The organism is Streptomyces sp. NPDC096339 (assembly GCF_044762985.1).
In the GTDB taxonomy this organism is placed as follows: domain Bacteria; phylum Actinomycetota; class Actinomycetes; order Streptomycetales; family Streptomycetaceae; genus Streptomyces.
On the sequence record NZ_JBIWFI010000001.1, the window covers coordinates 412,252 to 438,439 of the forward strand.

Here is a 26,188-nt window from a genome sequence, read left to right on the forward strand (position 1 = left end):
CGAGCACACGAATGGGTGAATCCTCCGGTGTACCAGCACGACCAGGCCATGCGCCGCCATTTCCGGGAAGCCGCGGCGCGGCGCGGATTCTCGGTCGCCCCCGAACAAGAGCACGCCGTCGAGCGGTTGGCCCGTCTTGCGGCCGAACTCGCCCGGCCGGCCTGGACCTTCCCGAAGCGGCCCCGAGACCTGTACGTCTGGGGTCCGGTGGGTCGGGGCAAGAGCTGGCTGGTGGACACCTTCTACGAGGGGCTGCCCACCGGGCGCAAACGCCGCCTGCACTTCCACGACTTCTTCAGGCGGCTGCACGACGGAGTGAGCGGGCCGGCTGCCCGCCACGACGGGCAGAGCGCCGTCGACAGCGCTCTCGACGGTCTGATCGGGGACAGCCGGGTCCTGGTCTTCGACGAGTTCCACGCGCACGACGCGGGTGACGCGATGCTGATCGCACGCCTCTTCCGCACGCTGCTGGACCGCAGGATCACCCTGGTCACGACCTCCAACTACCCTCCCGCCGGACTGATGCCGGACCCGCTCTACCACCACTTGTTCGAGCCGACCATCAGGCTCATAGAGGAGCGGATGGACGTCCTCGACGTCACGGGTCCGGTGGATTTCCGCATGGTCGCGGCGCCGCGATCGCCGAGCGGGGGCGGGCGCCGGTTCTCGACGGGCCTGTGCCTGGCTCCGGGGGCCGGCGCGGAGCGGGCCCTCGGCCTGACCGTCCCCGCTTCCGGGGAGGCCACCGGAGTCCAGGCCCACCTGCGGCAGCTGCCGGCCCGCGCGGTGCGCGGTGAACTCGTGTGGTTCGACTTCGACGTGCTGTGTGAGACGGCGACGGGGGTACCCGATTACCTGACGCTCGCCGAACGGTTCACCACCCTCGTCCTGGACGGCGTACCTCCGCTGGCCGAGGCCTCCGCGGACGGGCGGCAGCGGTTCGCGAACCTCGTGGACGTCGCCTGCGACCGGGACCTGCGGCTGGTCCTCATCGGCTCCGACCCCCTGGCCGACCTCCCCGCCGGCCATTCCCTCATGCGCGACCTGGACCGCACGGCGAGCCGCCTGGCGATGCTCCAGCGGCCGGAGCGGGTCTGACCCCGTCGGGGCGGGCGGTCGCGGGCTCCGGGACTTCGGTCCGTCAAGTCCCCTGTAAGAGTTCCGACTTGGAAGAAGGACACCCTCCGGGAATCGCACGCGCGTGCTGTTGAATGGCGTCATGTGGATCACCGGTGCGATGGTCGGGACGCTCGTCTTCTTGCTTGTGGTGGTGGCGCCCGCGCTGGTGGGGCGGCGGCTGCTCGGGGTGCGGGCGGGGGTGGTGCGGATCGCGGCTGCGGGGATGTGCGGCCTCGCGGTGTCCGGCGGGCTGTTCGGGCCCCGGCTCGAGAAGTCGGGGCAGCTGGCTCCGCTGCTGTCCTTGATGATCGGGGTGGGGATGCTCGCCTCGATGGTGGTCCTCGTCGCACTGGAGGTCGTGGTGCCCGCGGGGGCGGTGCGACCGCTCGGGTGGGTGCAGTCCGTACGGGCGCGAATCGCGCGGGCGCGGCGGTATTCCGGCGTGGTGCGCATCGCCACCCGGCACGGGCTGGGGCCGTATCTGCGGGGGCGGCGGGGTGCGCCCGGAGTGCGGCACGAGTTGTTGGCGCGGGAGTTGCGGCAGGCGTTGCAGGCCGGCGGGACCACGTTCGTGAAGCTGGGGCAGTTGATGTCGACCCGGCGGGACCTGCTGCCGGAGGTGTACGTCGAGGAGCTCAGCCTGCTTCAGGACCAAGTGCCGCCGGCCCCGTGGAGCGAGGTCGAGACGCAGCTGCGGGAAAGCCTGGGAGCACCGGTGGGGGACGTGTTCGCCAAGTTCGAGCACGTGCCGCTGGCCGCCGCCTCCATCGCGCAGGTGCACGCGGCCGTCCTGCACGACGGCACCGAGGTCATCGTGAAGGTGCAGCGGCCCGGGATACCGGAGCTCGTGGAGCGCGATCTGGACATCGTCGGGCGTCTGGCCGCTGCTCTGAGCGACCGCGCCGGCTGGGGTCGCGGTCTCGGACTGAAGGAGCTGGCGCAGGGCTTCGCCGTCGCGCTGAGAGAGGAGTTGGACTTCCGGGTCGAGGCCCGCAACATGACCGCGGTGCGTCGGGCCGCCGAGCGTCGCGGTGATTCCAGCGTCGCCGTCCCCCTTCTGCACGGGCAGTTCAGTACGGAGCGCGTGCTCGTCATGAGCCGGGTCGAGGGCGCGTCGCTCGGCAAGGCGGTCCCCGACGACGAGCGGCACGGCACCCGGCTGGCCGAGACCCTGCTCACCGCGTTGCTCAACCAGATCATGCTCGACGGCGTCTTCCACGCGGATCCGCACCCCGGCAACATCCTCCTCCAGCCCGACGGCACGGTCGCCCTCCTCGACTTCGGATCGGTCGGCCGGATCGACGCCGGGCTGCGCGAGGCGATGGGCGGTCTCTTCCTGGCCGTCGACCGAGGCGATCCGCACGCGCTGCGCGAGGCACTCCTGGAGATCACCGACCGTCCGGACGAGGTCGACGAGCAGCGGCTGCTGCGCGCGCTCGGGCAGTTCAGCGCCCGTCATCTGGGGCACGGATCCGCGCCCGACGTGGAGATGTTCGGCGATCTGTTCCGGCTCGTGGCCGACTTCCGGCTGGCGGTTCCGCCGGAGATCGCGGCCGTGTTCCGGGCCCTGGCCACCCTGGAGGGCACGCTGGTCCGCCTCTCCCCCGGGTTCAACATGCTGGAGGCGTCGCGTACGTACGCATCGGGCCGGCTCACCGACCGGCTGGGACCGCAGAGCGCCCGTGACACCGCCCGGGACGAGCTGATCACTCTGCTGCCCGTGCTGCGACGGCTGCCCCGCCGCCTCGACCGCCTCGGCGGTGCGCTGGAGGAGGGACGGCTCGGGGTCAACGTACGGCTGTTCGCCGATCCCCGCGATCGGCGGGTCGTCGGCGAACTCGTGGGGCGGGTGGTGCACGCCCTCGTCGGGATCTTCCTCGGGTTCGCGGGGCTTCAACTCCTGGGGATGGAGGGCGGACCGCGCGTGAGCGAGAGTCTCGGACTGTACGGGCTGATGGGCTGCAACCTCATGGTCCTCTCCGCCTCCATCGTCCTCCGTACCGTCTTCGTCACCAGCCGGCCCATGGAGTGATCGGCTCTCCCGGCGGCGGGTGGGCGTTCGGGCGTTCGGGGGGACGCACGTCAGGGTGGAGGCCGGGGCCCGGGTGGGACTGGCCGGGAGCAGGGGCGTTGTACCCGGTGTCGGTGTCCCTGTGAGAAAAGGAAGCTCCTGTGACCTCTGTGGCCTTACCCGCTGTCGAGACCCTACTGCGGCGGACCCTCGGCGAGCGGCGCATGGGGCTCGTGGCATGGCGGTTGCTCGTGTTGCAGATCGCGCATCCCGTCGTCGCCGCCGGCATGGACCGGTACTCCACCTACCGCGCCCACCCGTGGCGGCGGATCGAGCACACCATGGAGAGCGGCAGCCGGCTGTTCTTCGCCGGGCCCGAGGAGCGGCGTCTGGAAGTGGCCCGCCTCCAGCGGACGCACCGGCGCATCCGTGGGACCGACGCGGCCGGGCGGGCGTTCAGCGCCGAGGATCCCGAGGTCCGCGGCTGGGTGATGGTGACGCTGTACGAGTCCATGACCGCCATGCGCGAGCTGTCCGGGGATCCGCTGTCACCCGCCGAACGCGACGCGCTGTACGCGGAGTTCCTGGACGTGTGTGCCGCCCTCGGGATTCCGGACGAGGTGCTCCCGGCGAGCGCCGCCGGTGTTCCGGCCTACGTCGAGCGGATCGTGCGGGAGGTCCTGGAGTACGGCCCCGAGGTCCGCGACCTGCTCCACGGGATGCTCCGCGAGGCGCCCGTCCCGCGTCGGCTGGGGCGGCTGGCACCCGCGTGGCCGTTGATGCGGGTGGTGATCGCCCGTGCGCTGGCCGCCCTCACGGTCAGCGATCTGCCTCCGGCCTGGCACGAGAGGTTCGGGACCTCGCGCGGCCCCGGGGGCGCCGCGCTGTCGTGGATCCTGCACCACGGGCTGCGCCACGCCATGGACCTGGCTCCCGACCGGGTGCGCTACCGGCGCCGGTCGGTGAGCGGTGCGCCCCCGCGGGTGGTGGTGCCCAGGGCCCGGAGCGGCGGCGATTCCCGTCCGGCCCGCCTGGAGGCGTTCTTCCGCCAGGTGCTGGACCAGACCGGCAACGGCCGCGTCGACTCCGCGGACCTCCAGGCCATGGTCCACACCATGTGCTGGCGGCTCGAACTGCCCGCCGAGCGGGAGGACGAGATCTACGCCGCGTTCGAGGACTGGTGGAGCCGGCTCCGGGAAGCGGCCGACACCGACGGCGACGGGGGCGTGGACTGCCACGAGTTCGTGTCCGCGATGCTGGCCGGGGTCGACCGTGACCCGGCCTACCTGGAGAAGGGCCTCGTACCCGCGGTGCGGGCGCTCTTCCGTGCCGCCGATACCGACGGCAGCGGCAGCCTGGGTGCCGACGAGTACAGGAAGCTGTTCGGGGGCCCCCGGGTACATCCGGCCGAACTCAACGACGGGTTCCGGCAGCTGGACGCGGACGGGGACGGGCTGGTCGATGAGACGGAGTTCGTCGCCGCGTTCTGCGATTTCTTCACCGCCCGCACCGACAGCACTGCCGCGGCGGGCCTGCTCGGCAGGGCCTGAAGCGCCACAGGGCCTGAAGCGCCAGGGACCGGGTCCGCGCCCGTAGGCCGTTCTTCACGGGGTAGGTGTCCGACGCGGTTTCAGGTGCGCTGGTGGGAAGCGTTCGTTGGTGGGAAGCGTTCCCGAGGGCGAGCCCGGTCCTGGCGGCCCCCGCCGGTTCCTTGGATTGGCTCTGCCGGAACGTGTAGATGGTGGTCGCGTCGCCCCGGGCTCAGATGGGCATGGCCGGGTTGCCGGGGGCGGCGTGATCGAACGCGGACCTGCCGTGGCCGTATCGGCCTCCCACGGCCCTCCCGCTTTGGTCGGCGCGGGAGGCCGTGTGGCGCACCGGTGTGCCACGGGTCCCGGATGAGGTGGGTGCCGCGTACGGTCGGGTTGTCGGTCTTGTCCTTCGATGCCGCCGGAACAGGAGCGTCCTGATGCGCCTTTACGCCCAGACTCGAGCACGTCGTTGCCGGCAGATCCTCGCCGACCTCGTCGCCGTGGTCGTGTTGGTGGTCGCGGTGAGGTTCGCGCTGGCCGTCCACGACGGGATCATGCTGCTGGCCGAGCCGGGGCGGAAGGTGGAGGACGCGGGCGGCAGTCTCGCCTCCGGTCTCGGCGATGCGGGCGAGGCGGCCTCGAACGTTCCCCTGGTCGGGGGCATCCTCAAGAAGCCGCTCCAGTCCGCCGCCGAGGCGAGCAACGGGCTCTCCGATGCCGGGCAGTCCATGCAGGACGCGGTGGGCCGCGTCGCCAACCTCACCGCATCCGCCCTGATCGTCACCTCGGTGCTGTTCGTACTGGCGCTCTGGCTCCCCCCACGGGTGCGCTGGATCCGGCGCAGCGCACTGGTCCAAGGCCTCCTCGACGCTCCCGGCGGTGCCGACCTGCTCGCCCTGCGCGCCCTGACCGGGCCCGTGAAGGGCCTCGCCTCGGTCCCCGTTCCACCGGGGGGCCTCGCCGATGCCTGGCGCCGGGGGGACGAACACGTCATCGGCGACCTGTCCCGGGTGGCCCTGAGGCAGGCCGGCCTGCGCCCCTGATCGCGCAACGGCGAGGTGTCAGCAGGTCGAATGGAACAGCCCTGCGACCCTTCGGCCTTCGCCGGCCAGTTCGTTGTACCGCTCCACGGCGGCCGGTGTGGCCTCGATGTGCACCTCGGCCCCGGCCTCCTGGAGCAGCAGCAGTGTCTGAGGGGCCGTGCCCAGGCGTAGGTCCATGCCGCGGCTGAGAACGATCACCTCGGCGCCACGCTCCAGCAGCTCGCGCACGTCCCCCGGCTGGATTCCGGGCTGATGCCGGGTGCCGTGCTCGGACCAGTCCCACGGCCGCCCCCCGCCCGGGTACAGCACGAAGTCCTTGGCCGGGGCGAGGCCCTCGACCTCCATCCGACCCCATTCCAAGGCGGTGACCCGGGGTGAAGCGGGCACCGGAGGGACGAAGACGCCGTGATCTGTCATGCACGCAGCATCTCACCCACCCGCCGCCGCTTCTTCGGATGCGGGCGCGTCTTCTCCGGGCCTCGCCGTGCCGTGCCATCCTTCGGCGACATCAAGGAGTTCGGCATCCGCGTGGTGGCGGGCGATCAGGTGGAGGCCGGCGGGCTCGCCGTTCGGTGTTCGTCCGGCGGGCAGGGTGATCGCGGGGTGGCCCGAGAGGTTGAAGGCCCAGGTCAGTGCCACGCTCATGCGTGATCCCGGGCCGTCGTGGCCGTGCGGGGGATGCGGCGTGGTGGGGGTGGCGATGAGGTCGGCCTCTTCGAAGGCCTCGCGCAGGGCCTGCGCGTTGGCCTGGATCAGGGCCTCGGTACTCCGGTCGGAGGTGCCGGCGCGCAGGGCGGTCCATGCCGGCGCCGGGTCGCGCAGCCGAACCTGGCGCCGCACGAGGCGGCACATGCCGGCGGATGCGATCCGGTGAAGGGCGCGGCGGGCTGTGTCCGCGATGGCCGGGTCGGTGTCGGCGTACCCCAGGGTGGGTGTCCAGGCGACCCTGGGCGTCCCGGTCGCCGGTGACGACGAGATGCTGCCGGGGGCGACGGCGCGGAGGTAGGCCGCGGCGTCCGCCGGGGTGCGGGTGAGCACGCCCGGGCTGTTCAGCCCGGCCCGGTCCCGGGCGGGCAGGACGCCGTTGGTGGGCTTGAAGCCGACGATGCCGCACCAGGCGGCGGGGATGCGTACGGATCCGGCTCCGTCGGATCCGCTGGCGAGCGGTACGAGACCGGCGGCGACCGCGGCTGCGGAGCCGGCCGACGATCCGCCCGGGGACCAGGTGGGATCGAGGGGGTTGAGGGTGGGGCCGCGGTCGGTGGAGCCGTACGTCTGGTAGGTGGTGCCGGCGCGCGGTACGGAGGTCGCCCCGATCGGCACGCAGCCCGCGGCGATCAGGCGCTGGTTCTGTACGGAGTCGGCGCCCTCGCTCACCTTGACCGCGATCGGCACGCCGGCCAGGGGCAGCGACGTCCCGCGGGCCACCGCGGTGTCGACCTCGGCGGCCAGGGCCCGGGCCGAGTCGGCCCAGAGCGCGGTGAAGGCGCGCAGGGCGCGGTCGCGCTCGGTGCTCACGGCCAACGCGATGTCGACGACCTCGCTCGCCTTGGCTTCGCCGTGGTTGACCAGATCGGCGATCTCGGTGGCGGAGAGAAGTGCGTACCGGTGCTCGTCGAGCATGCGGACCCTCCTGGTCTCGGGGTGGTGGCGCGTGATGTGCTGCGGCGCGTCAACGCCGCCGGTATCCATGGGACATGACTCGCCGGACGGATGACCGGCTGGGAGCCGCCGAGCGGGGCGAGAATCTGCACGGACACGTCCATCCCCGCTACCAGTGGGAGCCGCCCGAACTCCTCCACGGTCCGGTGTGGCGGTACGGGAAGGAGCGCACGGCCCCCGAACACCGCTTCGGGCCGCGGCACGAGGCCCTGCGGTCCGCCATCGCACATGCCTTGACCGCGGTGCTCGCCGAGGCATACGAAGGGTTCTGACCGGCGGGTTCCACCCGGCTGCGACCGGCCCTCACCCGCCCCCCGGCACCGCCAGGCCGAGCAGGCTCCCCGCGTCCTGCGTGAGCCGGGTCCGGGCGTTTTCGTCCCCGGCCAGGTGGTGCAGCAGCTGCTGCTGGAAGAGGCCGTCCAGCATCGCGTACGTCGCGGCCGGGGACGGGGCGATCCGCGCGCCCGACAGCTCCGCGTACCGGGTGACGATCCGCCAGATCATGTCCTGGAGCGTGGCGTCGATCTCCAGGACGTCCGCGCGGAACGACTCCTCGAACAGCGCCTGCGAGCGCAGGTCGTACCAGAGCCGGTGCATGGCCGCATCCTCGACCAGCGTCTCGGCGAGGCCCTCGGCGAACCCCTCGCGCAGCTCCCCCGCCGTGTCGCTGTCGGTGACGATCCGGTCGTAGCGGCGTACGCAGTCGGCCTTGTACTGCCGTACGCAGTAGGTGATCAGGTCGACCTTGTCGCGGAAGTAGTAGTGCAGCACGCCGTGCGAGAACGACGAGTTCTGGGCGATCTCTCGCAGGCTCGTGCGGGCGTACCCCAGCTCGGAGAGCGTCTGCAGCGCGGCACCGGCGAGCTCGCGGCGGCGTTCCTCGTACTTGTCGACCTGGCGGCGCGCGATGCGCTCGCCCTGCCGATCGACCGTGGTCATCGGGCCGCTTCCCCCCTCGGAACGAGCGTTCTGGCGTGGCAGTTTAGCGAATCCCGACTCCTTGACAACCGTCCAAGAAAATTTGGGCGACTGTCAAAGAATATCTTGACGACTGTCCAAAACCGGTCCTACGTTGTGCCGCGCATCACTTCCGACGTGAAGGGACAGGATTCATGGGGCAGTTGGACCTGACGGACAAGCGAGTACTCGTCACCGGAGGGGCACGAGGGCTGGGCGCCGGGATGGCGCGGGCGTTGGCGACGGCGGGGGCGTCCGTGATGCTGGGCGACGTACTGAAGGACGCCGTCGAGCAGACCGCCGTGGACATCGCCGCGGCCACCGGGGCGCGAGTGGCGTCGACCTCGATGGACGTGACCAGCGACGGCGACTGGGCGGCGGCCGTCGCCCACACCGTCGCCGAGTTCGGCGGCCTGGACGTGGTCGTCAACAACGCCGGCATCGAGGTGACCCAGCTCCTCGTCGACACCGACCCGGACGATATCCGCCGGATGCTCGACGTGAACATCATCGGCACCATGCTCGGCATCAAGCACGGGCTGCGCGCCATGCGCCGTGGCGGTACGGCCGGCGGGGACGGCGGGGACGGCGGGGACGGCGGGGCGATCGTCAACGTGGCCTCCGTCGCCGCGACCATCGCCTTCCCCGGCATCGCCGGGTACTCCGCCACCAAGTCCGCCGTCGACCGGCTCACCCGCGTCGCGGCCGCCGAGTCCGGCCGCCTCGGCTACGGCGTACGCGTCAACTGCGTGTACCCGGGCCTGGTCGCCACCGAGATGGGCACCAAGCTCGCCGTCGAGACCTCCCGGCTCGGCCTGTTCGACGGCCCCGAGGCCGCCGTCGAGGCGGTCGTGGCACTCACCCCCTCGGGGCGTCTCGGGGAGGTCGCGGACATGGCCGACGCCGTGGTCTTCCTGGCCTCGGACGCCTCCCGGTTCGTGAACGGCGCCGGCCTGTCGGTCGACGGCGGCATGGGCATGTGACGACGCCGGTGACGCGAACCACCCGCACGACCGGCGGCACTCCCGCCGCCGGTGACATCCGCGACGGCGACGGCAGCCGCGCGTCCACGCACACCCGAGTCGACGGGAGCACCGACATGACCGAGAACCGGCAGCCCTCCACCACCCCCAGGAAACCCGTCGTCGTCTACGGCGCCTCCGGCTACACCGGCCGCCTGATCTGCGAGTACCTGCGCGAGTACCGCGTCCCCTTCACAGCCGCCGGCCGCGACGCCAAGAAGGTCCAGGACGTCGTGGACAAGATCCCCGGCATCGAGACGGCCGACTACGAGGTCGTCGAGGTGGCCCACGACGTCGACGCGCTCACCGAGTTGTTCAGCGGAGCGAAGGTCGTGTGCTCGACGGTGGGCCCGTTCATCAAGTACGGCCCCGACACCGCCGAGGCCGCGCTGCGTGCCGGCTGCCACTTCCTGGACACCACCGGCGAGCAGGACTGGACGCTGCTGGCGCAGAAGGAGTACGGCCGCCGCTTCGCCGAAGCCGGACTGCTGCTGTCGCCCGGCATCGCGCAGATGTACACCACCGGTGAGATCGCCGCGAACATCGCCCTGGAAGCCGGTCCCGGCCTGGACACCCTCGACATGCTGGTGCTGTGGAAGGGCTTCCCCACCTACGCCTCCACCCAGACCATCTTCACGATCCTCAAGGCGGACTGGTACCACCTGGTCGACAACGAGTACGTCGCCTGGGACCACCAGGCCACCCGCGAGTGCGTGGTCCCCGGGCAGCACGGCACCGCGCTGACCGTGCCCTGGGGCGGCACCCTGCACCCCGTCTGGTTCAAGGACGACCCTCGGGTGGCGACCTGTACCGTCACCGGCGGCGTCATGGACCGCGCGGTGATGGACGGCGTGATCGCCACCACCGCGATGTTCGAGGAGCGGATCCGGCCCCTGGACCCCGCGGCCCAGGAGGCGGCCCTCTCCGAGATCGCGTCGGGGGTGCAGGCCGACATGCCGCCGCGCGAGAATCCCCGTGTCAACACGTCCGTCGACTCCGTGTACGCCTCCGGTCCGCTCGGCCGCGTCCACGTCGTACTGCACGGCAACTCCAACTACAAGCAGACGGGCCTGCTCCAGGCGTACGCCGCCTACTCGCTGCTCCAGCAGCCGCCGCGGCGCGCCGGTTTCGCCTCGGCCTGCCAGGCCTTCGGGCACCGCGAACTGCTCGGCGTACTGAAGAACTTCGGCCTGGTGATGGACCCGATCGTGACGGCGCACACGTGATGGCTCCGATGCCGCCGATGTCGCCGGTCGACCACCTGGACAAGGGGGCGTCGCTGGGTCCCGACGAGGTGTGCCTGAGCGGACCGGACCGCACCATGACCTACGGCGAGGTCCAGTCGCACGCGCACGCCGTCGCCAGGGCGCTGGCCCGCTCCGGCATCGAGCCGGGCGAGTCGGTCGCGATCCTGTCCCACAACGACGTCTCCGCGTTCGCGACGGTGTTCGGCATCGCCCGGCGCGGCGCGGTGTGGTGTCCCGTCAACCCGCGCAACACCGCCGACGAGACGCGGCGGTTGCTCGAACTCTTCGACTGCCGCGCCCTGGTCTTCCACCCCGCGTACGCCGCGCAGGTCGCCGAGATGGCCCCGCACCTGCCGGAGGTGACCACGTACGTCTGTCTGGACGACACCGTCGAGGGGTACGTGTCGCTGGAGCGTTGGACGGCGGTCGACGGGCCGGGCGGAGACGTGGACGCGGACGCCGCGCAGCCCCTGCCCGACGGCCTGGCGATGCTCGTCGGCACGGGCGGGACCACCGGAGCGCCCAAGGGGGTGATGCTGACCGCGGGGAACCTGGAGGCCATGACCGCGCTCACCCTGATGGGATACCCCTTCGATGGCCGCCCGACGTACCTCGCGCTCACGCCGCTCACCCACGCCGCCGGGGTGCTGTGCTTCCCGGTCCTCGCCCTCGGCGGGCGGATCGTCGTCATGGGAACGCCCGACGTGGGAGAGTTCCTGCGGCTGATCGAGACCGAGCGGGTCACCCACACGTTCCTGCCGCCCACCGTCGTCTACGGCATGCTCGACCACGAGCGGGCCGCCACGACGGACTACTCGTCGCTCCAGTGCTTCTGGTACGGAGCGGCGCCCATGTCCCCCACCCGGCTCGAAGAGGCCATCGAGCTGATGGGACCCGTGATGGGGCAGCTCTTCGGGCAGACCGAGGCGCCGATGATGATCGCGTCGATGCACCCGCGCGACCACGTGGACGCGGACGGCAAGGTCCTGGCGCGCAGGCTCTCGGCGGCGGGCCGGCCCGGCCCGCTGGTCACCGTGGCCGTGATGGACGACGAGGGCCGTACGGTTCCCACCGGTGGGCGCGGCGAGATCGTGGTGCGCGGCTCGCTGGTGATGGCCGGGTACTACAAGAACCCGGAGGCCACCGCCGAGGCGTCCCGATTCGGCTGGCACCACACCGGTGACATCGGCTTCGTGGACGAGGAGGGGTTCCTGCACGTCGTCGACCGGGCCAAGGACATGATCATCACGGGTGGTTTCAACGTGTACTCGGCAGAGGTCGAGCAGGCCCTGATGGAGCATCCCTCGATCGCCGACTGCGCGGTGGTGGGCCTGCCGGACGACAAGTGGGGCGAGCGCGTGACGGCGGTCCTCCAACTGCGGCCGGGAGCCGCGCTGGAGGCTGCCGAGGCGGTCGGTTTCGCCAAGGAGCGCATCGGCTCGGTCAAGGCGCCGAAGCAGGTGGAGATCTGGCCTGACCTGCCGCGCTCGAAGGTGGGCAAGGTGCTCAGGAGCGAGGTCAAGCGGCGCCTTTCCTGAACGGCCGCGATGGCCGCGATGGCCGCGCCGCATCGCGGCCATCGCGTCCCGCCGACGGGAATGCGACCGGGGTAGTGCGGGGGAGGCCAGCGGTCGTCTACCGTGAAGCGGTGGATCTGTCGGTGAGCTTCGAGCCCGTGGACGACTGCACCGCCGTGGTGGACGTGGGTGGCGAAATCGATGTGTACACGGCACCCGCTCTGCAGCGGGCACTGAACGAGGTGATCGATCTCGGTTACCACCGGTTGGTGGTGGACCTGCTGGACCTCGACTTCACCGACAGCACGGGCAAGATAGTGCTGGTCACCACCCTGAAGCGGACGCGAGAGTTCGGCGGAGGCCTGGTCCTGGTCATCGTGGAGCCCCGCAGGGTCCGGGAGTTCACCCAGGTCGGCCTGCACAAGGTCATGCCGATCCACACCACCGTGGAACGGGCCGTCGAGACGCTTCAGCGGCAAGCGTCCGAGGCCGAGCGGGAGCAGTGAGCCCGTGGACTTCTCGCTGCACGTCGAGCACCTCTCCGAGGAGGCGACCCTCGTGGTCGTGAGCGGCGAGCTGGACGTGTACGCAGCGGCCCCCTTCCGCAACACCGTGGTGGATCTCATACAACTCGGGCACTGCCGGCTGGTACTGGACCTCGACGGAGTCGACTTCCTGGACAGCACCAACCTGGGCGTGGTGGTCACCTCGCTGAAACGGACCTGGGACAGGGGCGGCGGCGTGGCACTGGTGATCACGAACCCCCACATGATGAAGCACTTCACCCTCACCGGACTGACCAGGGTCTTCACGATTCACGACACGGTTGCGCAAGCACTGGAGGCCCTCGCCCGGGAAGCCTGGGGCGTCGGCCGCCCCCGGTCCCTCTGAGAGGACGCCCGATCAGCGCGCCGCCCGCAGCAAGGTGGCCACCCATGACCGCAGTTCGCCCAGCAGCCTCAGCATGTGCTCGTCCCGCGACGGGAAGAAGAGGAGGACGAGCAGCGCGGGGAGGCTGGCCGTCGTGACCATCAGCAGAACCGAGAGCAGCAGAGCGGTGACGCAGACCGTCCGCAGGGTCGACGCGATGGCACCGGAACGCAGCGACAGCAGCAGGGTGGTGAGCACGGAGACCTCCCGATGAGTGGTCGGGTCCGTCGGTGACGGCCCGTGAGACCACCATCGGGCCGGGCCGGAACCGTACGACCAGAGGCGACCGGTGGCGACAGGAGCACCCCGCGGCACCCCGCCCCGGGAAGGCCCGCGACCGATGGCGACGAGAGGCGACGAGTGACGACGGGGCGGGAAACGGTGGGGCACGGAGACCCGGAGGCGGCCGGGCGGGGAAACGGGAGGGGGAAGCCGGCGGGGCCTCGGAACGCCGTCAAGCCGACCGTGCGCAGGCCTCGACCGCTGGCGGTGCCGAGACTGCGGCCGGGGCCGCTGCGCAGCCTCAAGCTGCGGCTGCACACCCTCTACATGGCCGCGGGGGCTCCCTCCGTGCTCGGGATCGCGGAGCGCGTGGCCGCCGACGACGCCCTGCCCGGTGCGCCGTCCAAGGACACCGTGCACCGGCTCCTCGGGGGTGCCCAGCTCGTCTCCCTGGAGGACACCGTCTCGGTCGCCGCCGTGCTCGCCGCGGCAGCGGGCGAAGACCCTTCGGTCGTCGACGCCGAGGTACGGGCCCTGTGGGTGCGGGCCGGGCAGGAGCGGGGCGCGGTACTGCGCCCGGCCGGCCGGTGGGACCCGCTGCGGCTCGGGGTGCACCCGGCGCCGGATTCCGACGGCAGTGCCGACGTCGACCTGCCCACGTACCTGGAACGCCCGCACGACATCACCCTGCGCGGCCGGCTCGCTCAAGCCTCGCGGTCCGGAGCCGCGGTGTTCGTCCTGCTGGTGGGGCGGTCGACGACCGGCAAGACGAGGTCGGTCTACGAGGCCGTACGGGAGGAACTCCCCGACTGGCCGGTGCTCGTTCCCGCCGATGCCGTCGAACTGGCCGAGTGGGCCGCGCAGGACGGTGTCGACGGCCGGACCGTCCTGTGGCTCGACGAGATCCAGCGCTTCCTGTCCGGGGCGGCCGGCGAGGAGGCGGCCCGCGCGCTGCTGCGGCTCCAGGACGAGGTCACGCCGCTGGCGGTGGTCGGCACGATCTGGCCCGAGCACCTTCGGCAGTTGACCGAGGGCTTCGACCGGTCCTCGGAGACCGGCAGCACGGCGGGGCACTACGTACGGGCCTTGCTGACCGGGCGTCATACGGTCATCCAGGTACCGGACACCCTGCCGGCGCGGCTGCCGGGGCTGGCCGGTGCCGCCGCCCGGGACCCGCGCGTGGCCGCGGCGCTGCGGGCCGCGGGTTCCAGTGGTCGGATGCTGCAACACCTCACGGCCGGTCCCGAGTTGGTACGACGCTGGGAGAGCGGCCCGGACCACTGGTTCGGTGCCGCCGAGCACGCCGTGCTGACGGCGGCCCTGGAGGCACGGCGACTGGGCCACGCCGGCGCGGTTCCGACACGGTTCCTGAACGAGGCGGCGGCCGCGTTCATGGATCCCGCGGCCCGGGCCACGGCCCGGCCCGACTGGTTCGCGACGGCGCTGGACTCGCTGGTCTCGGCGCACGGCTCCGGTCCGCCCGCGCTGGTGGCCGAACGGCACCGGCCGGGTGTCGGAGCCCCGGACGGGTACCGCCCTGACGACTACCTGGAACAGCACGTCCGCCGCGTCCGGGCGCACATCGTGCCGCCCGCCGGCTTCTGGGAGGCAGCCCGCTGGGCGCGGAGCGGGGACGACGCCCATGCGCTGGCGGCCGCCGCCGCGGACCGGCGCCGCTACGCGGTGGCCCTCCCCCTGTACCGGCGAGCGGTGGAGCTCGGCGCGGGGCGGGCCCGTGCGGCCTGGGCGGTGCTGCGGGAACTCACCGACGGACCGGAGGCGGCGCAGGAGGTCGCCGCCGGGGACGCCCGCGCCTGGGCGGCGCTGGGCGTGGCCCGGGAGGACCGGGAGGGGCCGGCCGCCGCGAGATCCGCGTACGAGCGGGCCGCAGAGCTGGGTGACACCTGGTCCTGGGCCGCTCTGGCGAGGCTCGCGGAGGGCCGCGACGGCTCCGGGAGCGAGGTCGCCGAGGCGGCCGGCGCGGCCGGTCACCTGCCGGTCTGGCGGGTGCTCGGCCGGATTCGGGAGGGGCGCGGGGACCGCTCGGGCGCGCGCATGGCCTTCGAACGGGCACTGGCGGTCGGGGATGCCTGGGGCGGGCTGGGCCTGGCCCGGCTCGCGGAGCGGACCGGCGCGAACGGGGAGGCGGTCCGCCACGCCGAACGGGCCGCCGCGGCCGGGGTGTCGGCCGCCTGGCCGCTTCTGGTGCGGTTGCGGTGGGAGGGCGACGACCGCTCCTCGGCGCTGCGGGCGGCGCGCCGCGGTGCCGGTTCGGGTGACGCGGAAGGGTGGGCGGTGCTCGCCCGGCTGCGGGCCGGTGACGGGGACCTCGCGGGCGCGGAAGCCGCGTACCTGGAGGCCGCTGACCTGGGCATGTCGTCCGCATGGCGCGAACTGGCCCTGCTGGCCGCGCGGGCGGAGGACCGCCCCGCCGCGGAGAGGTGGGCCGCGAGGGCCGCCTGCGACGGAGACGGTGACGCGTGGACGGCCCTCGCCGAGATGCGGCAGTCACGGGGCGACGCGGCGGGCGCCGACCACGCCGCCCGGGAGGCGGCGCGCGCGGGCAGCGTCGAGGCGTGGACCAGGCTGGCCCGTACCCGCGAGCTGGGCGGCGATCCGGGCTCCGCGGAGTCGGCCGCCGACCGCGCCGCCGAACACGGCTCACCGCTGGCCTGGGCCGCGCTGTCGCGCATCCGCGAGCGGGCCGGGGACCGTACCGGATCCCGCCGGGCCGTGCACCACGCCGCCCGGCTCGGCGCGGTCGACTCCTGGACGGCGTTGGGCCTGGTGCGTGAGGACCGCGGCGACACGGAAGGCGCCGAGCGCGCGTACCGGCGGGGCGCCGAGGCCGGGGACACGGCCGCGCTGACGGCGCTCGGAGCGCTGCTCGCCGCGGCCGGCCGGACGGCCGAGGCGCGGAAGACCTACCTCGACGCGGTGGACGCGGGCCGCGTCGAGGCCTGGGAGGGACTGCTGGCACTGGTCACCGCGCCGGCGCCGCGCCCGGCGGGGGGCCGCTTGACCGCCCGCCTCCGCCACACCGGCCTGCCGGTGCGCAGGGACTCGGAGGAGGATTCCGCCCGCGTGCACGCCGACACGGGCGGTCCGTGGACGTGACAGCGCTTCCCGGCCGACCCGCGACTCGGACACCGGCGCGCGTCGCCTTCGAACGGGCAGTCATCGCTGCCCCCGTCGGCACCGACCCCGGCAGCCGCGGGAATCGGCCGTGCGGCCCCGACCACGATCACCCCCTCGCACGGAGCGACTCCTTCGGAGGGCGTTCGCGCAGGGCCCCGTAGGCGAGGAAGTAGGCCGGCAGTCGGTTCAGCCACCGCGACTCGGTGATGAGCCCGGTGAGCCGCTCGGCCCGCCGGGGATCGCCGAACGCGACTCGGCCGTCCAGCAGCGGTTCGATGACCTGGGTGTGGGCGAGGCGTTGGAGGCCCTGGGTCGCCACCGTCGTGGGCAGGCGGCGGTGCTGTACGCGGCGTACGTCCCGGAGTCCGACGGTGCCCTCACGGAGCGGGCGGACCAGGTGGCGGGCCGCGGCCACGGCGTCCTGCACGGCGAGGTTGATGCCGATGCCGAACACCGGCGACATGGCGTGCGCGGCGTCGCCGATGCACAACAGCCCCGGGCGGTGCCATCGGCGCAGCCGGTCGAGCCGTACGTCGAGCAGTTTGACCTCGTCCCAGGAGGCGAGGGCGTGGGCCCGGTCGGCGAGCCAGGGAGCCGCTTCCGCGAACCGGGTGTTGAAGCGCTCCAGGCCCTCGGCGCGACGTTGGGCGTCTGTTCCCTTGGGAATGAGCGCCGCGCACTGCCAGTAGTCGCCGCGGTCGATGAGAGCGGTGAAGAACCGGTCTCCCAGGCCTCCCACGAGGCCGCTCGGGTCCTCCTCACGGCGTGGCAGCCTGAACCACCAGGCGTCCATGGGGCAGGGGAAGCCCTCCAGCCCGAGTTCCGGCAGATCCCGTGCCGGCGAACCCCGTCCGTCGCAGGCCACGGTCAGGGAGGCGCGGAGCTCGCCCTCCGAACCGTCGGCCGTGCGGTACCGCACGCCTGTGACCCGCCCGCGCTCGATCAGGAAGGACGTCGCCTCGGTGTTCATCCGCAGCCTGAAGGAAGGTTCGCGGCCCGCCTCGTCGGCGAGCAGGTCGAGCAGGTCCCACTGCGGCACCATCGCGATGTAGTTGTACTTCCCGTGGAGCGCCCCGATGTTCCCCACCGTGATGAGGGAGCGGTCCGGGCCGATGGGCAGCTGTACCGAGGTCACCCGCCGCTGCGGCAGCGAGGCGAACCTCTCCGCGAGGCCGATGTCGTCCAGCAGGGACAGGGTGGAGGGGTGCACGGTGTCGCCGCGGAAGTCGCGCAGGAAGTCGCCGTGTTTCTCCAGTACGGTCACCTCGACCCCGGCGCGGGCCAGCAGCAGGGCCAGCACCATGCCCGCGGGCCCGCCCCCCACCACACAGCAGCCCGTACGCTCCACGGCAACCACTCCCTCTCGCCGGCATCGGGTAGGCCTCACAGGACGTATACCGCACCGGCGGTGGCGGGGACGGTAGCCCGGGCGCCGCGCCGCGTGCCCGGGCGCGGGGACCCGGCCGGTCAGGCGAGAGCGGGGCCGGCGAGGTCGAGCGCGAGCAGGTTCCCCCAGTCGTTGGTGAACACGGCGCTCGTGCCTTCGTAGCGCACCCCGACGAAAGGGTTGGAGTGGAACATCACGGCGATCCACCGCATGGAGCCGTCGGCGTCGAGGCGGGCGAGGTAGCCGATGTTGCCCATGCCGCCGCCCCCGCCGGACATCCTCCCGGAGCCGTCCGGCAGCGGACTCTCGAAATTGGTGTCCACCTGTTCGACGCCGTGCTCCTCGATGGCCAGGGCCACGTCGAACGGCGCTCCCGTGCGGAAGGGAATCGGCTGCCCGGCATCGGGGTGGTAGGCCCCCGGACCGTCGACGTGCAGGTCCACGGCGGTGTCGTCCGGGCGGTACAGCCCGTCGCGCAGTGGCATCTCTCCGGCCCGCCAGAGTTCTCCGACCGTCCCCACGACCCCTCCCGGCCTCGGCTGCCGCACGCGCCGGATCCGTGGTCCGGCCGTGCGCGGAGGGCAGAGATTACCTTCCGGGTACAGGTGTCCGGGGCCTGGGTCCACCCCCGCCGGACAGTTGGCATACTTCGCTCCCGTGGACCAGTTGATCGCAGCAGACCCGACCCGGATCGGCCCGTACCGTTTGATCGCCCGGCTGGGCGAGGGCGGCATGGGTCTGGTCTATCTGGGCCGTTCCGAGGGCGGGCGCACCGTCGCCGTGAAGGTCGTACAGGCCGAGCACGCCGGGCACCCCGAGTTCCGCCGGCGCTTCGCCCGTGAAGTGGCCGCCGCCCGGCGGGTGGGCGGGGACTGGACGGCCGCCGTGCTCGACGCGGACCCGGAGGCCGCCGTGCCCTGGGTGGCGACGCAGTACATCCCGGGACCGGACCTGCGCACCGTGGTCGCCGAGGACTTCGGGCCTCTGCCCGAGTACTCGGTGCACACCCTCGCCAACCGGCTCGCCGTCGCACTGCAGGCCGTGCACGGGGCGGGACTGATCCACCGTGACCTGAAGCCGTCCAACGTGCTCGTCACCGTCGACGGCCCCCGCGTCATCGACTTCGGCATCGCGCGCGCGATGGACAGCCTCACCGGGGACAGCCTGCACACCCGTACCGGCATGCTGATCGGCTCCCCCGGCTTCATGTCTCCCGAACAGGTCCGCGGCCGCGAACTCACCCCCGCCAGCGACGTCTTCTGCCTCGGCGCGGTCCTCGTGTACGCCTCCACCGGCCGGCTGCTGTTCGGCGCCACCGACTCCGGGCTGAACGCCCACCTCTTCCGGGTCGCCGAGGAGGAACCGGACCTCACCGGCGTGCCGCAGCCGCTGACCGATCTCGTACGCGACTGCCTGGAGAAGGACCCGGCCGCCCGGCCCACCCCCGGGGAGATCGCGGACCGGACCGCGGTGGAACAGGCCGGGGAGTGGCTGCCCGGCACCGTGCTGGCACAACTCGGCCGTCGCGCGGCCCGGTTGCTGGACTGGGCCCCCGAGACGCCCGCCGCGGAACCGGCCGCGGAGGCCTCCGCGGAGCCTTCCGCGCGGCCGGACCCCCGCGTCCCCTCCGTCCCGCGCCAGCACCGGCCGGTGTCGACGCCTCCCCCGTACGCGCCCACGACCCCGGTGTCGGCGCCCCTGGTCCCCGCGGAGGGCTTCGGGCCGCCCCCGGCCGCCCTCCCGGACCCCGTGGCCCCGCACCCCAGGCGCTGGTGGGGCCTGGGGGTGGTCGTCCTGACGCAGCTGATGGTGCTGCTCGACGTGATGGGCTTCAGCACGGCCCTGCCGTACGTCCAGTCCGATCTCGGCTTCGCGAGCGACGGCTTCAGCCCGCTCACCGCCTACACCCTCGCCTTCGGCGGGCTGCTGCTCCTCGGCGGGCGGATCTGCGACCTCCTCGGGGCCAAGCGGGCCCTGCTCATCGGACTGGGCGGCTTCGCGCTGGCGTCCGTGCTCTGCGGTGCGGCCGGCGGCCCCGTCCTGCTGAACACGGCGCGCGCCCTGCAGGGTGCCTTCGCCGCCCTGCTGACTCCGTCCGCGCTGTCCCTGGTGTCCACCGGGTTCACCGACCCGAGGGAACGCGCCCGGGCCTTCGGGATCTACGGGGCCGTCGCGGCCGGCGGCGGGGCCCTCGCGCTGCTCGCGAGCGGCTGGCTCACCGAGTTGGCGTCCTGGCGCGTGTCGCAGTACCTCGCCCTGCCTCTCGCCGCCATCGCGGCGACCGGGGCGGCCACCCTGCTGCCGGGCCGCCCGTCCGGCGCCCGCACCCGCTCCGACCGGCTCGGCGTGCTCCTCGGTTCCGCCGGACTCGCCGCCCTGATCTGCGGCCTGAACGAGGCCGGGCAGCTCGGCTGGACCACGCCCCCGGCCCTGGGCTTCATCGCGGCGGGCGTCCTCCTCACCGCGGCCTTCCTGCGGCGGCGGGCCACGGCCATCGGTGACCGCAACCATCTCGGCAGCGTCCTCGCGATGCTCCTGATCGGCATCGGGTTCCTGGCAGTGATCCCCTCGCTCGTCCTCTTCATGCAGTACTTCTTCGGGTACGCCCCGGGCCGGATCGGCGTGATGCTCCTGCCGCTGGCTGCCGCGGCCGTCATCGCCGCCACGCAGGTCTCGGGGCGCCTGCAGCACCGCACCGCGCCCCGCGTGCTGATCGTGTCGGGCCTGGTGACCGCCTCGGTCGGGCTGCTGATCCTCGCTCTCGTCGACTCCGACAGCGCGTACGGCGCCCATCTGGTGCCCGGAATGATCCTCGCCGGGTTCGGCAGCGGCCTGGCCGCCGGGCCGCTCTTCTCCACCGCCACCGCCGGCGTCGCCCCGCAGCACTCCGGTGTGGCCTCGGCGATCGTCGCCACGGCCCGGGAGCTGGGCGAGGCGCTCGGTTCCGCGCTGCTCGTCAGCCTCATCAGCGCCCGTCTGGCCGCCTCGTCCGAGGACAACCGGTCCGAGGAGATTCTGCACGGCTACACCGACAGCCTCTGGTGGGGGGCGGGCGCCCTGCTGCTGGCGGCGCTCGTCGCCGGCCTGCTGATCAGGGCCCGGGCGCCGAGGGCGGACGACGTCAACGCGGTCTGAGCGGCCCCGGTTCAACCGGTTCGACCCGTTCGGCCCGTTCGGCCCGTTCGACCGTCAGGGTGGCGGGCGCCTCCGCCGGCCGGTCGGGCAGAAGGAGGGGCCTGCGGCCCGGGGTGATGCTGCCGAGGACGCGCGGGCCCGCGGCCCCCGTGCACCGCGGCAGGTTGCCCGCCAGGCCGTGCAGGGTGAGCCAGCCCAGTACCGCGAAGGCGTACGCCTCCTTGGCGGCGCTGGGCAGCCCGAGCGCGTCCGAGGCGCGCAGCCGTACCGAGGCGCCGAGTTCCTGCCGGAGTGCGGCCATCAGGGCCGGGTTGCGGGTACCGCCCCCGGAGGCCAGTACCTCCGTGACGCCGAACGGGCGCAGCGCGTCGGCGATCGTACGGGCCGTGAGCCGGGTGAGGGTGGCCAGTACGTCGGGGGCGGGGAGCGGGCCGACCGCGTCCAGGGCCGTCCGCAGGTAGCCGGAGTGGAACAGCTCCCGGCCGGTGGTCTTGGGCGCGGGCAGCACGTAGTACGGCTCGGCGAGCAACCGGTCGAGCAGCGGCCGGTGGACGGTACCGCGTGCCGCGAGGCGGCCGTCGGTGTCGTGGTCGAGCCGTCCGGCGGTGAAGTGGCGGGCCGCGGCGTCGAGGAGGGCGTTGCCGGGCCCCGAGTCGAAGGCGGCCGGGGTGCCGTCGGGGGTGAGGACGGTGGCGTTGGCGATGCCGCCGACGTTCAGCGCGGCCGGGACGCCCGGGCGTCCGCTCAGCAGCATGCGGTCGATCAGTCCGACGAGGGGTGCCCCCTGCCCGCCGGCGGCGACGTCCCGGGTCCGGAAGCCGGAGACGACGGGAAGTCCGGTCGCCTCCGCGATCCACGCGGGTTCGCCGAGTTGCAAAGTGCCGTGCACGCGGCCGCCGTCCGCCCAGTGGAAGACGGTCTGGCCGTGGGAGGCGACCAGTTCGGCCCGCCCCGCGCAGAGCTCGCGATCGGCCCGGACGGCGAGCCGGGCGAAGGCCTGCCCGATGCGGGTGTCGAGGCGGCACACGTCGGCGAGGGTGGTGCGGCCCGGCGGCAGCGCCGTCGCGAGCGCGTGGCGCAGCTCGTCGTCGTACGGTTCGCTGACCATGCCGAGCGGGGTCAGGCGCAGTGCTGTGCCGTCGTGGGTGATGCGGGCGGCCGCGGCGTCGACGGCGTCGCAGGAGGTGCCGGACATCAGGCCGATGACGGTGGTGTGCGCCGCCCGTGGTGGGGGCGGGTCCGTATGCGGGGTCATCTCAGGGGCCTCAGGTGGTCGTCGGGGCGCAGGGTGAGCAGGGCGGGTACGGCGAGTGCGCAGGCGCCTGCCGCGTAGAGGGCGGGGACGTCCGGGTTGCCGGTGGCCCGAACGAGCGCGGTGACGATCAGGCCCGCGCAGCCGGAGAAGACGGCATTGGAGAGTGCGTAGGCCAGGCCGAGTCCGGTGCTGCGCACACGGGTCGGGAACATCTCCGCGAGCAGGGCGGGGCCGGGCCCGGCCAGCAGTCCGATCATCGCGCCGGATGCCGCCAGCAGTGCCGCTTTCGTGGCGACGGAGGTGCCGGGGTCGCGCAGCAGGTGTGTGAGCGGCAGGGCGGTCAGGACGACGAGGAGGCTGCCGGTGAGCATGACGGCCCGTCGGCCCACGCGGTCGCTGAGCGCACCGGCGGGGAGGATCGCGGCGGCGAATCCGAGGTTGGCGACGAAGGCGGCGGCCAGGGCCTGCCGGAAGGTCGTACCGAGGGTGTCCTGGAGGTACGAGGGCATGACGACGAGGAAGGTGTACCCGGCCGCGGACCAGCCCATGATCCGCCCGACCCCGAGCACGACGGCGACCGGCATCTCCGCCGGAGCCCGGGCCGGGGCAGGGGCCGCAGCCGCAGCCGGAGCCGGGCAGTCGGCCGGGGCGGGGTGTCCCGGGGTGCGTGGCGGTGGGGCGGTTTCCGGCAGGCGCAGGCGGAGCCACAGGGCCACGGCGCCCAGCGGCAGGGCCGGCAGGAAGGCAACGCGCCAGCCCCACGCGTACAGGGCGCTCTCGGAGAGCAGGGTCGCCAGTCCTGCGGCGAGACCCGCGCCCGTCAGGAGGCCGAGGGCGACGGTGAACGACTGCCAGGCACCGTGGCGGCCACGCCGCCCGGGCGGTGCGGTCTCGGTCAGCAGGCTCACGGCGCCACCGAACTCGCCTCCGGCGGAGAGGCCTTGCAGGCAGCGCAGCAGGGTGAGCAGCCAGGGCGCGAGGGCGCCGACGGCCGAGTACGCGGGCAATACCCCGATCAGGGCGGTCGCACCCGTCATCAGGGAGACGGCGAGGACGAGCGCCGGCCGCCGGCCCGCCCGGTCCGCGAGCCGACCGAAGAGCAGGGCGCCCAGGGGGCGGAAGAAGAAGGCGATGGCGAAGGCGGCGTAGGCCGCGATGAGCGCCTGTCCCCGGTCGCCGCCGTCGGGGGTGAAGAAGCGGGCGGCGATGACGGTGGCGAAGGACCCGTAGACGCCGAACTCGTACCACTCCACGAAGTTGCCGACGGATCCGGCGACGAGGGCGTGCCGGACGGTCGGCGGTCGGACGGGCACGGGCGCCGCGGCGGACACCGCGGGCCTGCTCTTCGGGCGGAAAGCGGGACGGGCCACGGTGGCTGGCTGCCCGGGCGGGGTACCCGCGATGCCCGGCGCCGCCGGATTTCAGCGGATCGGCCGCACCCCGGGGCTCACGCGCACCGAGCCCCGCCCGACCCGGTCACGGGTTCCCCTGCCCGCCGGACAGGCCCTGGCGCCGGCCGGAGCCGGTGATCGCGCGCAGTGCCGTGCGCGCGGCGTCGCACAGTTCGTCGTCCTCCGGTACCGAGCGCCATGTGCCGTGGCCGACCGGCCGCTCGTCGGCGTCGAGGAACGCCGTCAGGACGGGCTCGGCGGGGGCTGCGGGCGGGCCGATCTCGGCCAGGAGCTTCACCGTTTCGGTGACCGCCCGATAGGCGCCGCCACGCTCGGCGAACGGGGCGATGGCCCGGACCAGGACGGGGACGATCTCGTCGGCCCGTCCGGTGATCTTCCACAGCGCCTCGGAAACCCGGAGCGGCAGCCACCCTTCCTCGTGCACCGGGAGGAGTGCGCGCAGCCGCTCGACGTACGGGGCGCCCGCCGGCCCCAGTTCCCCCAGCAGGGTGGCGGTGTTGTCCTGCCCGTACGGCTCGCCGAGTTGCGGAAGCAGCAGCGCGAGCGCGGGCTCCCGGTCGCCGGTCAGCCGCCCGTACGCGAGCGCGAGGGCACTCGGTGCGAACGACTGGCCCTCGGGCGGGGCGTCCAGCAATGCGCGCAGCCTCCGGCGGGGCAGGGCCTGCGCCGCGGCCGGCCCGATCGCGGCGAGGGCGTCCAGCGCCCACACCGCACTGTCGGTGTCCAGGAGCGTGGTCAGTTCCGGGATCGCCGGGGCGGATGCCGCGCCCCACGATCGCAGTAGTTGGCAAAGCGCCCGACGCTCGTCAAGGGTGGAGGCGGCGGCGAGCCGGGCTCGCAGCGGGGGCAGCAGCAGCCCGGCGTGGGCGCCGAGCCCTCCGGCGGTCTCGGTCAGGCTGAGGTCGTACGTCCACCAGCCGTCGGCATGGACCGGGTTGTACGCGAATCCGAGCCGCTCCCCCGACAGGCGCCGCACCAGCGCGGGTACGCACCGCGCGTCGCCGAGCCGGGACAGCGCCCAGACGGCGTGGCTGCGAGCGGGCGCGGACGGCTCGGCGTCGTCGCTCAGCATGGCCGCCAGCGAGTCCGCCCAGGGGCGGGCGGCGTGCCCGCACATGCCGAGGACGCGGGCGGCGAAGAGCCGGTTGTCGGGGTCGGGGTCGCGGTCCGGGTGGGACAGGAGGCGGGCCACGGCCGGTAGCAGCAGCGGTACCGCGGAACGCCGGCGGCTGAGCAGCCCGGCGGCGGCCTGGAGCGCGCCCGCGCGCACGGAGGGGTCCGTGTGCGCGAGCAGTCTCCTGGTCGCCTCCGCCCGTACGGCGTCCGCCGGGTCGTCTCCCAGCAGTCCGATGGCCCAGATCGTCGTGCTTTTGACCGCGGCGCCCCCCGTTGACCGGCTGGGGGCCCACGTGGCCGGTTCGCTGCCGAACAGCACCTCGGTCACCGCCTGCGCACACCCGTCGTCGTCCTGCCCCGGTAGGGCGCGGCGCAGTGCCTTGACGGCTGCGAGACGGGTGGCGGGTTCGGCATCGCGCACGAGCTGTCGCAGCCAGTCGAGGGAGCCGTCGCGCTGTGCTTCGGCGCTCGGGACCAACGAGCCGACCGCAGCGATGAGTCGGGGCCTCGCCTCGCCTTCCGGCTCCACGGTCCACCGTGCCCGCAGCGCCGCGATCACTTCGTCGGCGCGGTGATGGGCCTCGGCGAGGGCGTCCGCGACGGCCTCGCGGGTCGCGGCCGCGGGGTCGTCGAGCAGCGGCAGCAGGTCCGTGACCGCCTGGTCCCAGGCGGCCGGCCAGGTCGGGGTGACGAAGCGGGGCGCCGCGGTGTTCGCCGAGTAGGCCAAGGCCCCGACGAGCTCCAGCAGTTCACGACGGACGACCGGATCGACGGCCGGATCCGCCGCGGCCTCGAGTACGTACGGGAGGGCCGCCGGGGCCGAGGATTCGATGCAGCCGCCCTGGTGGTGGACGTGGCTGAACAGTTCCTCGGCCGCTTCAGCCGCCTTCTCCGGCCGGTACAGGTTCCGCAGCATTCCGGGTACGTCCCCGGCCGCCCCGTAGGCGTGCTCCAGAGCCGCCCAGTGGATGGCGTCGAGCCCTGCGAGAGCGTCGCTCATCAAGTGCCCCTCCTCGACCTGCGTCAGCCCGCGCGCGACCACCGTGTGCCGCCTCCGCCTCCGTGCGGTGCAGGCGGGCGAGGGCTGCGGCCGGTTCACCGGAAGGGCGTGCGGTCACACCGGCGCATTCTTCCGGACCCGGCTCCCGCCCCGATGGGCGGCCCCACCGATCACGGGACACGGACCGCGCTGCGGTTCGCGGCGGAAGGATTCGCAGTCGTCGACCTCGAACCGGGCGCGGGCGCCGCATCGCCGTCCGGAGCGGTCGCCCGACCGTACCTGGCGAGCTTCACCGCGCAGGGCGGCTCGACCGTGGCCCGCAGCGGGACCGACACCCTGCGCCTCGTGGACGGCCTGATCACCGAGGTGTGGTCGGTGTCCTCGGGCGCCGCCGGCCGCACCTTCCACCGGTAGCGGACCGAGGGCGATCGTGGGGCGGCCGGTAACGTCACGTGCCTGGGACGGCTCTTCGAAGGGGTGCGG

General features: G+C 73.3%; 22 protein-coding genes. 13 read left to right on the forward strand and 9 right to left on the reverse strand.

The window, feature by feature from the left end; translation table 11 throughout:
• The first annotated feature begins 27 nt into the window (after nt 1-27).
• From zapE to ACIQ5Y_RS01980, 4 genes are all read left to right on the forward strand, one after another.
• A complete protein-coding gene (gene zapE / locus ACIQ5Y_RS01965; protein ID WP_403873961.1) occupies nt 28-1,098 on the forward strand; it encodes a cell division protein ZapE in 1,071 nt (356 codons plus the stop codon).
• A 121-nt stretch (nt 1,099-1,219) separates the two neighbouring features.
• The gene (locus ACIQ5Y_RS01970) at nt 1,220-3,151 is read left to right on the forward strand and encodes an ABC1 kinase family protein (RefSeq protein WP_403873962.1); all 1,932 of its coding nucleotides are present in this window, start codon (nt 1,220-1,222) and stop codon (nt 3,149-3,151) included.
• Nucleotides 3,152-3,291: 140 nt separating this feature from the next.
• A complete protein-coding gene (locus ACIQ5Y_RS01975; protein WP_403873964.1) occupies nt 3,292-4,680 on the forward strand; it encodes an oxygenase MpaB family protein in 1,389 nt (462 codons plus the stop codon).
• A 419-nt stretch (nt 4,681-5,099) separates the two neighbouring features.
• Nucleotides 5,100-5,705 (forward strand): hypothetical protein, encoded by a 606-nt coding sequence (locus tag ACIQ5Y_RS01980; protein WP_403873966.1) that lies wholly within the window; start codon nt 5,100-5,102, stop codon nt 5,703-5,705.
• Between the two features lie 18 nt (nt 5,706-5,723).
• Here the strand turns inward: ACIQ5Y_RS01980 and ACIQ5Y_RS01985 are convergent, their stop codons facing one another.
• Nucleotides 5,724-6,122: an Mth938-like domain-containing protein gene (locus ACIQ5Y_RS01985; RefSeq protein WP_403873968.1), complete on the reverse strand. Its 399-nt coding sequence runs from the start codon at nt 6,120-6,122 to the stop codon at nt 5,724-5,726.
• 12 nt (nt 6,123-6,134) lie between these two features.
• Entirely contained in the window at nt 6,135-7,328 is a 1,194-nt protein-coding gene (locus ACIQ5Y_RS01990; protein ID WP_403873970.1) for an amidase, read from the reverse strand.
• A gap of 74 nt (nt 7,329-7,402) precedes the next feature.
• Here ACIQ5Y_RS01990 and ACIQ5Y_RS01995 point away from each other — a divergent pair, with 74 nt between their 5' ends.
• Entirely contained in the window at nt 7,403-7,639 is a 237-nt protein-coding gene (locus ACIQ5Y_RS01995; protein WP_403873972.1) for a hypothetical protein, read from the forward strand.
• 31 nt (nt 7,640-7,670) lie between these two features.
• Here the strand turns inward: ACIQ5Y_RS01995 and ACIQ5Y_RS02000 are convergent, their stop codons facing one another.
• Complete coding sequence (locus ACIQ5Y_RS02000) at nt 7,671-8,306, reverse strand: TetR/AcrR family transcriptional regulator (protein WP_403873974.1); 636 nt, start codon at nt 8,304-8,306, stop codon at nt 7,671-7,673.
• Between the two features lie 173 nt (nt 8,307-8,479).
• On the opposite strand from ACIQ5Y_RS02000, the gene ACIQ5Y_RS02005 reads away from it, so the two are divergent.
• The 5 genes from ACIQ5Y_RS02005 (at nt 8,480) to ACIQ5Y_RS02025 (ending at nt 13,001) form a co-directional block, all read left to right on the forward strand.
• A complete protein-coding gene (locus ACIQ5Y_RS02005; protein WP_403873976.1) occupies nt 8,480-9,307 on the forward strand; it encodes an SDR family NAD(P)-dependent oxidoreductase in 828 nt (275 codons plus the stop codon).
• A gap of 8 nt (nt 9,308-9,315) precedes the next feature.
• Nucleotides 9,316-10,572 (forward strand): DUF5938 domain-containing protein, encoded by a 1,257-nt coding sequence (locus tag ACIQ5Y_RS02010; protein ID WP_403873978.1) that lies wholly within the window; start codon nt 9,316-9,318, stop codon nt 10,570-10,572.
• Nucleotides 10,573-10,589: 17 nt separating this feature from the next.
• Complete coding sequence (locus tag ACIQ5Y_RS02015; RefSeq protein ID WP_403873980.1) at nt 10,590-12,131, forward strand: AMP-binding protein; 1,542 nt, start codon at nt 10,590-10,592, stop codon at nt 12,129-12,131.
• A 110-nt stretch (nt 12,132-12,241) separates the two neighbouring features.
• On the forward strand, nt 12,242-12,616 hold the full coding sequence (locus ACIQ5Y_RS02020; RefSeq protein ID WP_403873982.1) for an anti-sigma factor antagonist: 375 nt from the start codon (nt 12,242-12,244) through the stop codon (nt 12,614-12,616).
• Between the two features lie 4 nt (nt 12,617-12,620).
• A complete protein-coding gene (locus tag ACIQ5Y_RS02025) occupies nt 12,621-13,001 on the forward strand; it encodes an STAS domain-containing protein (protein WP_403873984.1) in 381 nt (126 codons plus the stop codon).
• A gap of 12 nt (nt 13,002-13,013) precedes the next feature.
• Here the strand turns inward: ACIQ5Y_RS02025 and ACIQ5Y_RS02030 are convergent, their stop codons facing one another.
• A complete protein-coding gene (locus ACIQ5Y_RS02030; protein WP_403873986.1) occupies nt 13,014-13,238 on the reverse strand; it encodes a hypothetical protein in 225 nt (74 codons plus the stop codon).
• Between the two features lie 291 nt (nt 13,239-13,529).
• Between ACIQ5Y_RS02030 and ACIQ5Y_RS02035 the strand changes: the two genes are divergently transcribed.
• Nucleotides 13,530-16,379: a hypothetical protein gene (locus tag ACIQ5Y_RS02035; RefSeq protein WP_403873988.1), complete on the forward strand. Its 2,850-nt coding sequence runs from the start codon at nt 13,530-13,532 to the stop codon at nt 16,377-16,379.
• A gap of 127 nt (nt 16,380-16,506) precedes the next feature.
• Here the strand turns inward: ACIQ5Y_RS02035 and ACIQ5Y_RS02040 are convergent, their stop codons facing one another.
• Nucleotides 16,507-17,748, reverse strand: a complete 1,242-nt coding sequence (locus ACIQ5Y_RS02040; protein ID WP_403873990.1) for an FAD-dependent oxidoreductase — start codon at nt 17,746-17,748, stop codon at nt 16,507-16,509.
• Between the two features lie 119 nt (nt 17,749-17,867).
• The gene (locus ACIQ5Y_RS02045) at nt 17,868-18,308 is read right to left on the reverse strand and encodes a hypothetical protein (RefSeq protein WP_403873992.1); all 441 of its coding nucleotides are present in this window, start codon (nt 18,306-18,308) and stop codon (nt 17,868-17,870) included.
• Between the two features lie 136 nt (nt 18,309-18,444).
• Here ACIQ5Y_RS02045 and ACIQ5Y_RS02050 point away from each other — a divergent pair, with 136 nt between their 5' ends.
• On the forward strand, nt 18,445-20,922 hold the full coding sequence (locus tag ACIQ5Y_RS02050; RefSeq protein WP_403873994.1) for an MDR family MFS transporter: 2,478 nt from the start codon (nt 18,445-18,447) through the stop codon (nt 20,920-20,922).
• On the opposite strand, the gene ACIQ5Y_RS02055 is transcribed toward ACIQ5Y_RS02050, so the two are convergent.
• The 3 genes from ACIQ5Y_RS02055 to ACIQ5Y_RS02065 form a co-directional block, all read right to left on the reverse strand.
• Nucleotides 20,909-22,177, reverse strand: coding sequence for an anhydro-N-acetylmuramic acid kinase (locus tag ACIQ5Y_RS02055; protein WP_403873996.1), 1,269 nt, complete (start codon nt 22,175-22,177; stop codon nt 20,909-20,911). The genes ACIQ5Y_RS02050 and ACIQ5Y_RS02055 overlap by 14 nt on opposite strands.
• Complete coding sequence (locus ACIQ5Y_RS02060; RefSeq protein ID WP_403874480.1) at nt 22,174-23,508, reverse strand: MFS transporter; 1,335 nt, start codon at nt 23,506-23,508, stop codon at nt 22,174-22,176. Before ACIQ5Y_RS02060 ends, ACIQ5Y_RS02055 begins: the two co-directional genes overlap by 4 nt.
• Nucleotides 23,509-23,653: 145 nt before the next feature.
• The gene (locus ACIQ5Y_RS02065; RefSeq protein WP_403873998.1) at nt 23,654-25,705 is read right to left on the reverse strand and encodes a HEAT repeat domain-containing protein; all 2,052 of its coding nucleotides are present in this window, start codon (nt 25,703-25,705) and stop codon (nt 23,654-23,656) included.
• A 153-nt stretch (nt 25,706-25,858) separates the two neighbouring features.
• Here ACIQ5Y_RS02065 and ACIQ5Y_RS02070 point away from each other — a divergent pair, with 153 nt between their 5' ends.
• Nucleotides 25,859-26,119 carry a hypothetical protein gene (locus tag ACIQ5Y_RS02070; protein ID WP_403874000.1) on the forward strand — a complete coding sequence of 87 codons (261 nt, stop codon included), beginning with the start codon at nt 25,859-25,861 and terminating at the stop codon, nt 26,117-26,119.
• Nucleotides 26,120-26,188 lie beyond the last annotated feature (69 nt).

Excerpts from the sequence above, each read along its gene's own strand:
- ACIQ5Y_RS01970 (WP_403873962.1), top strand. The coding sequence starts at position 1,220 with ATGTGGATCACCGGTGCGATGGTCGGGACGCTCGTCTTCTTGCTTGTG.
- ACIQ5Y_RS01980 (WP_403873966.1), top strand. The coding sequence starts at position 5,100 with ATGCGCCTTTACGCCCAGACTCGAGCACGTCGTTGCCGGCAGATCCTC.
- ACIQ5Y_RS01985 (WP_403873968.1), bottom strand. The coding sequence starts at position 6,122 with ATGACAGATCACGGCGTCTTCGTCCCTCCGGTGCCCGCTTCACCCCGG.
- ACIQ5Y_RS01990 (WP_403873970.1), bottom strand. The coding sequence starts at position 7,328 with ATGCTCGACGAGCACCGGTACGCACTTCTCTCCGCCACCGAGATCGCC.
- ACIQ5Y_RS01995 (WP_403873972.1), top strand. The coding sequence starts at position 7,403 with ATGACTCGCCGGACGGATGACCGGCTGGGAGCCGCCGAGCGGGGCGAG.
- ACIQ5Y_RS02000 (WP_403873974.1), bottom strand. The coding sequence starts at position 8,306 with ATGACCACGGTCGATCGGCAGGGCGAGCGCATCGCGCGCCGCCAGGTC.
- ACIQ5Y_RS02005 (WP_403873976.1), top strand. The coding sequence starts at position 8,480 with ATGGGGCAGTTGGACCTGACGGACAAGCGAGTACTCGTCACCGGAGGG.
- ACIQ5Y_RS02015 (WP_403873980.1), top strand. The coding sequence starts at position 10,590 with ATGTCGCCGGTCGACCACCTGGACAAGGGGGCGTCGCTGGGTCCCGAC.
- ACIQ5Y_RS02055 (WP_403873996.1), bottom strand. The coding sequence starts at position 22,177 with ATGACCCCGCATACGGACCCGCCCCCACCACGGGCGGCGCACACCACC.
- ACIQ5Y_RS02065 (WP_403873998.1), bottom strand. The coding sequence starts at position 25,705 with ATGAGCGACGCTCTCGCAGGGCTCGACGCCATCCACTGGGCGGCTCTG.
- ACIQ5Y_RS02070 (WP_403874000.1), top strand. The coding sequence starts at position 25,859 with ATGGGCGGCCCCACCGATCACGGGACACGGACCGCGCTGCGGTTCGCG.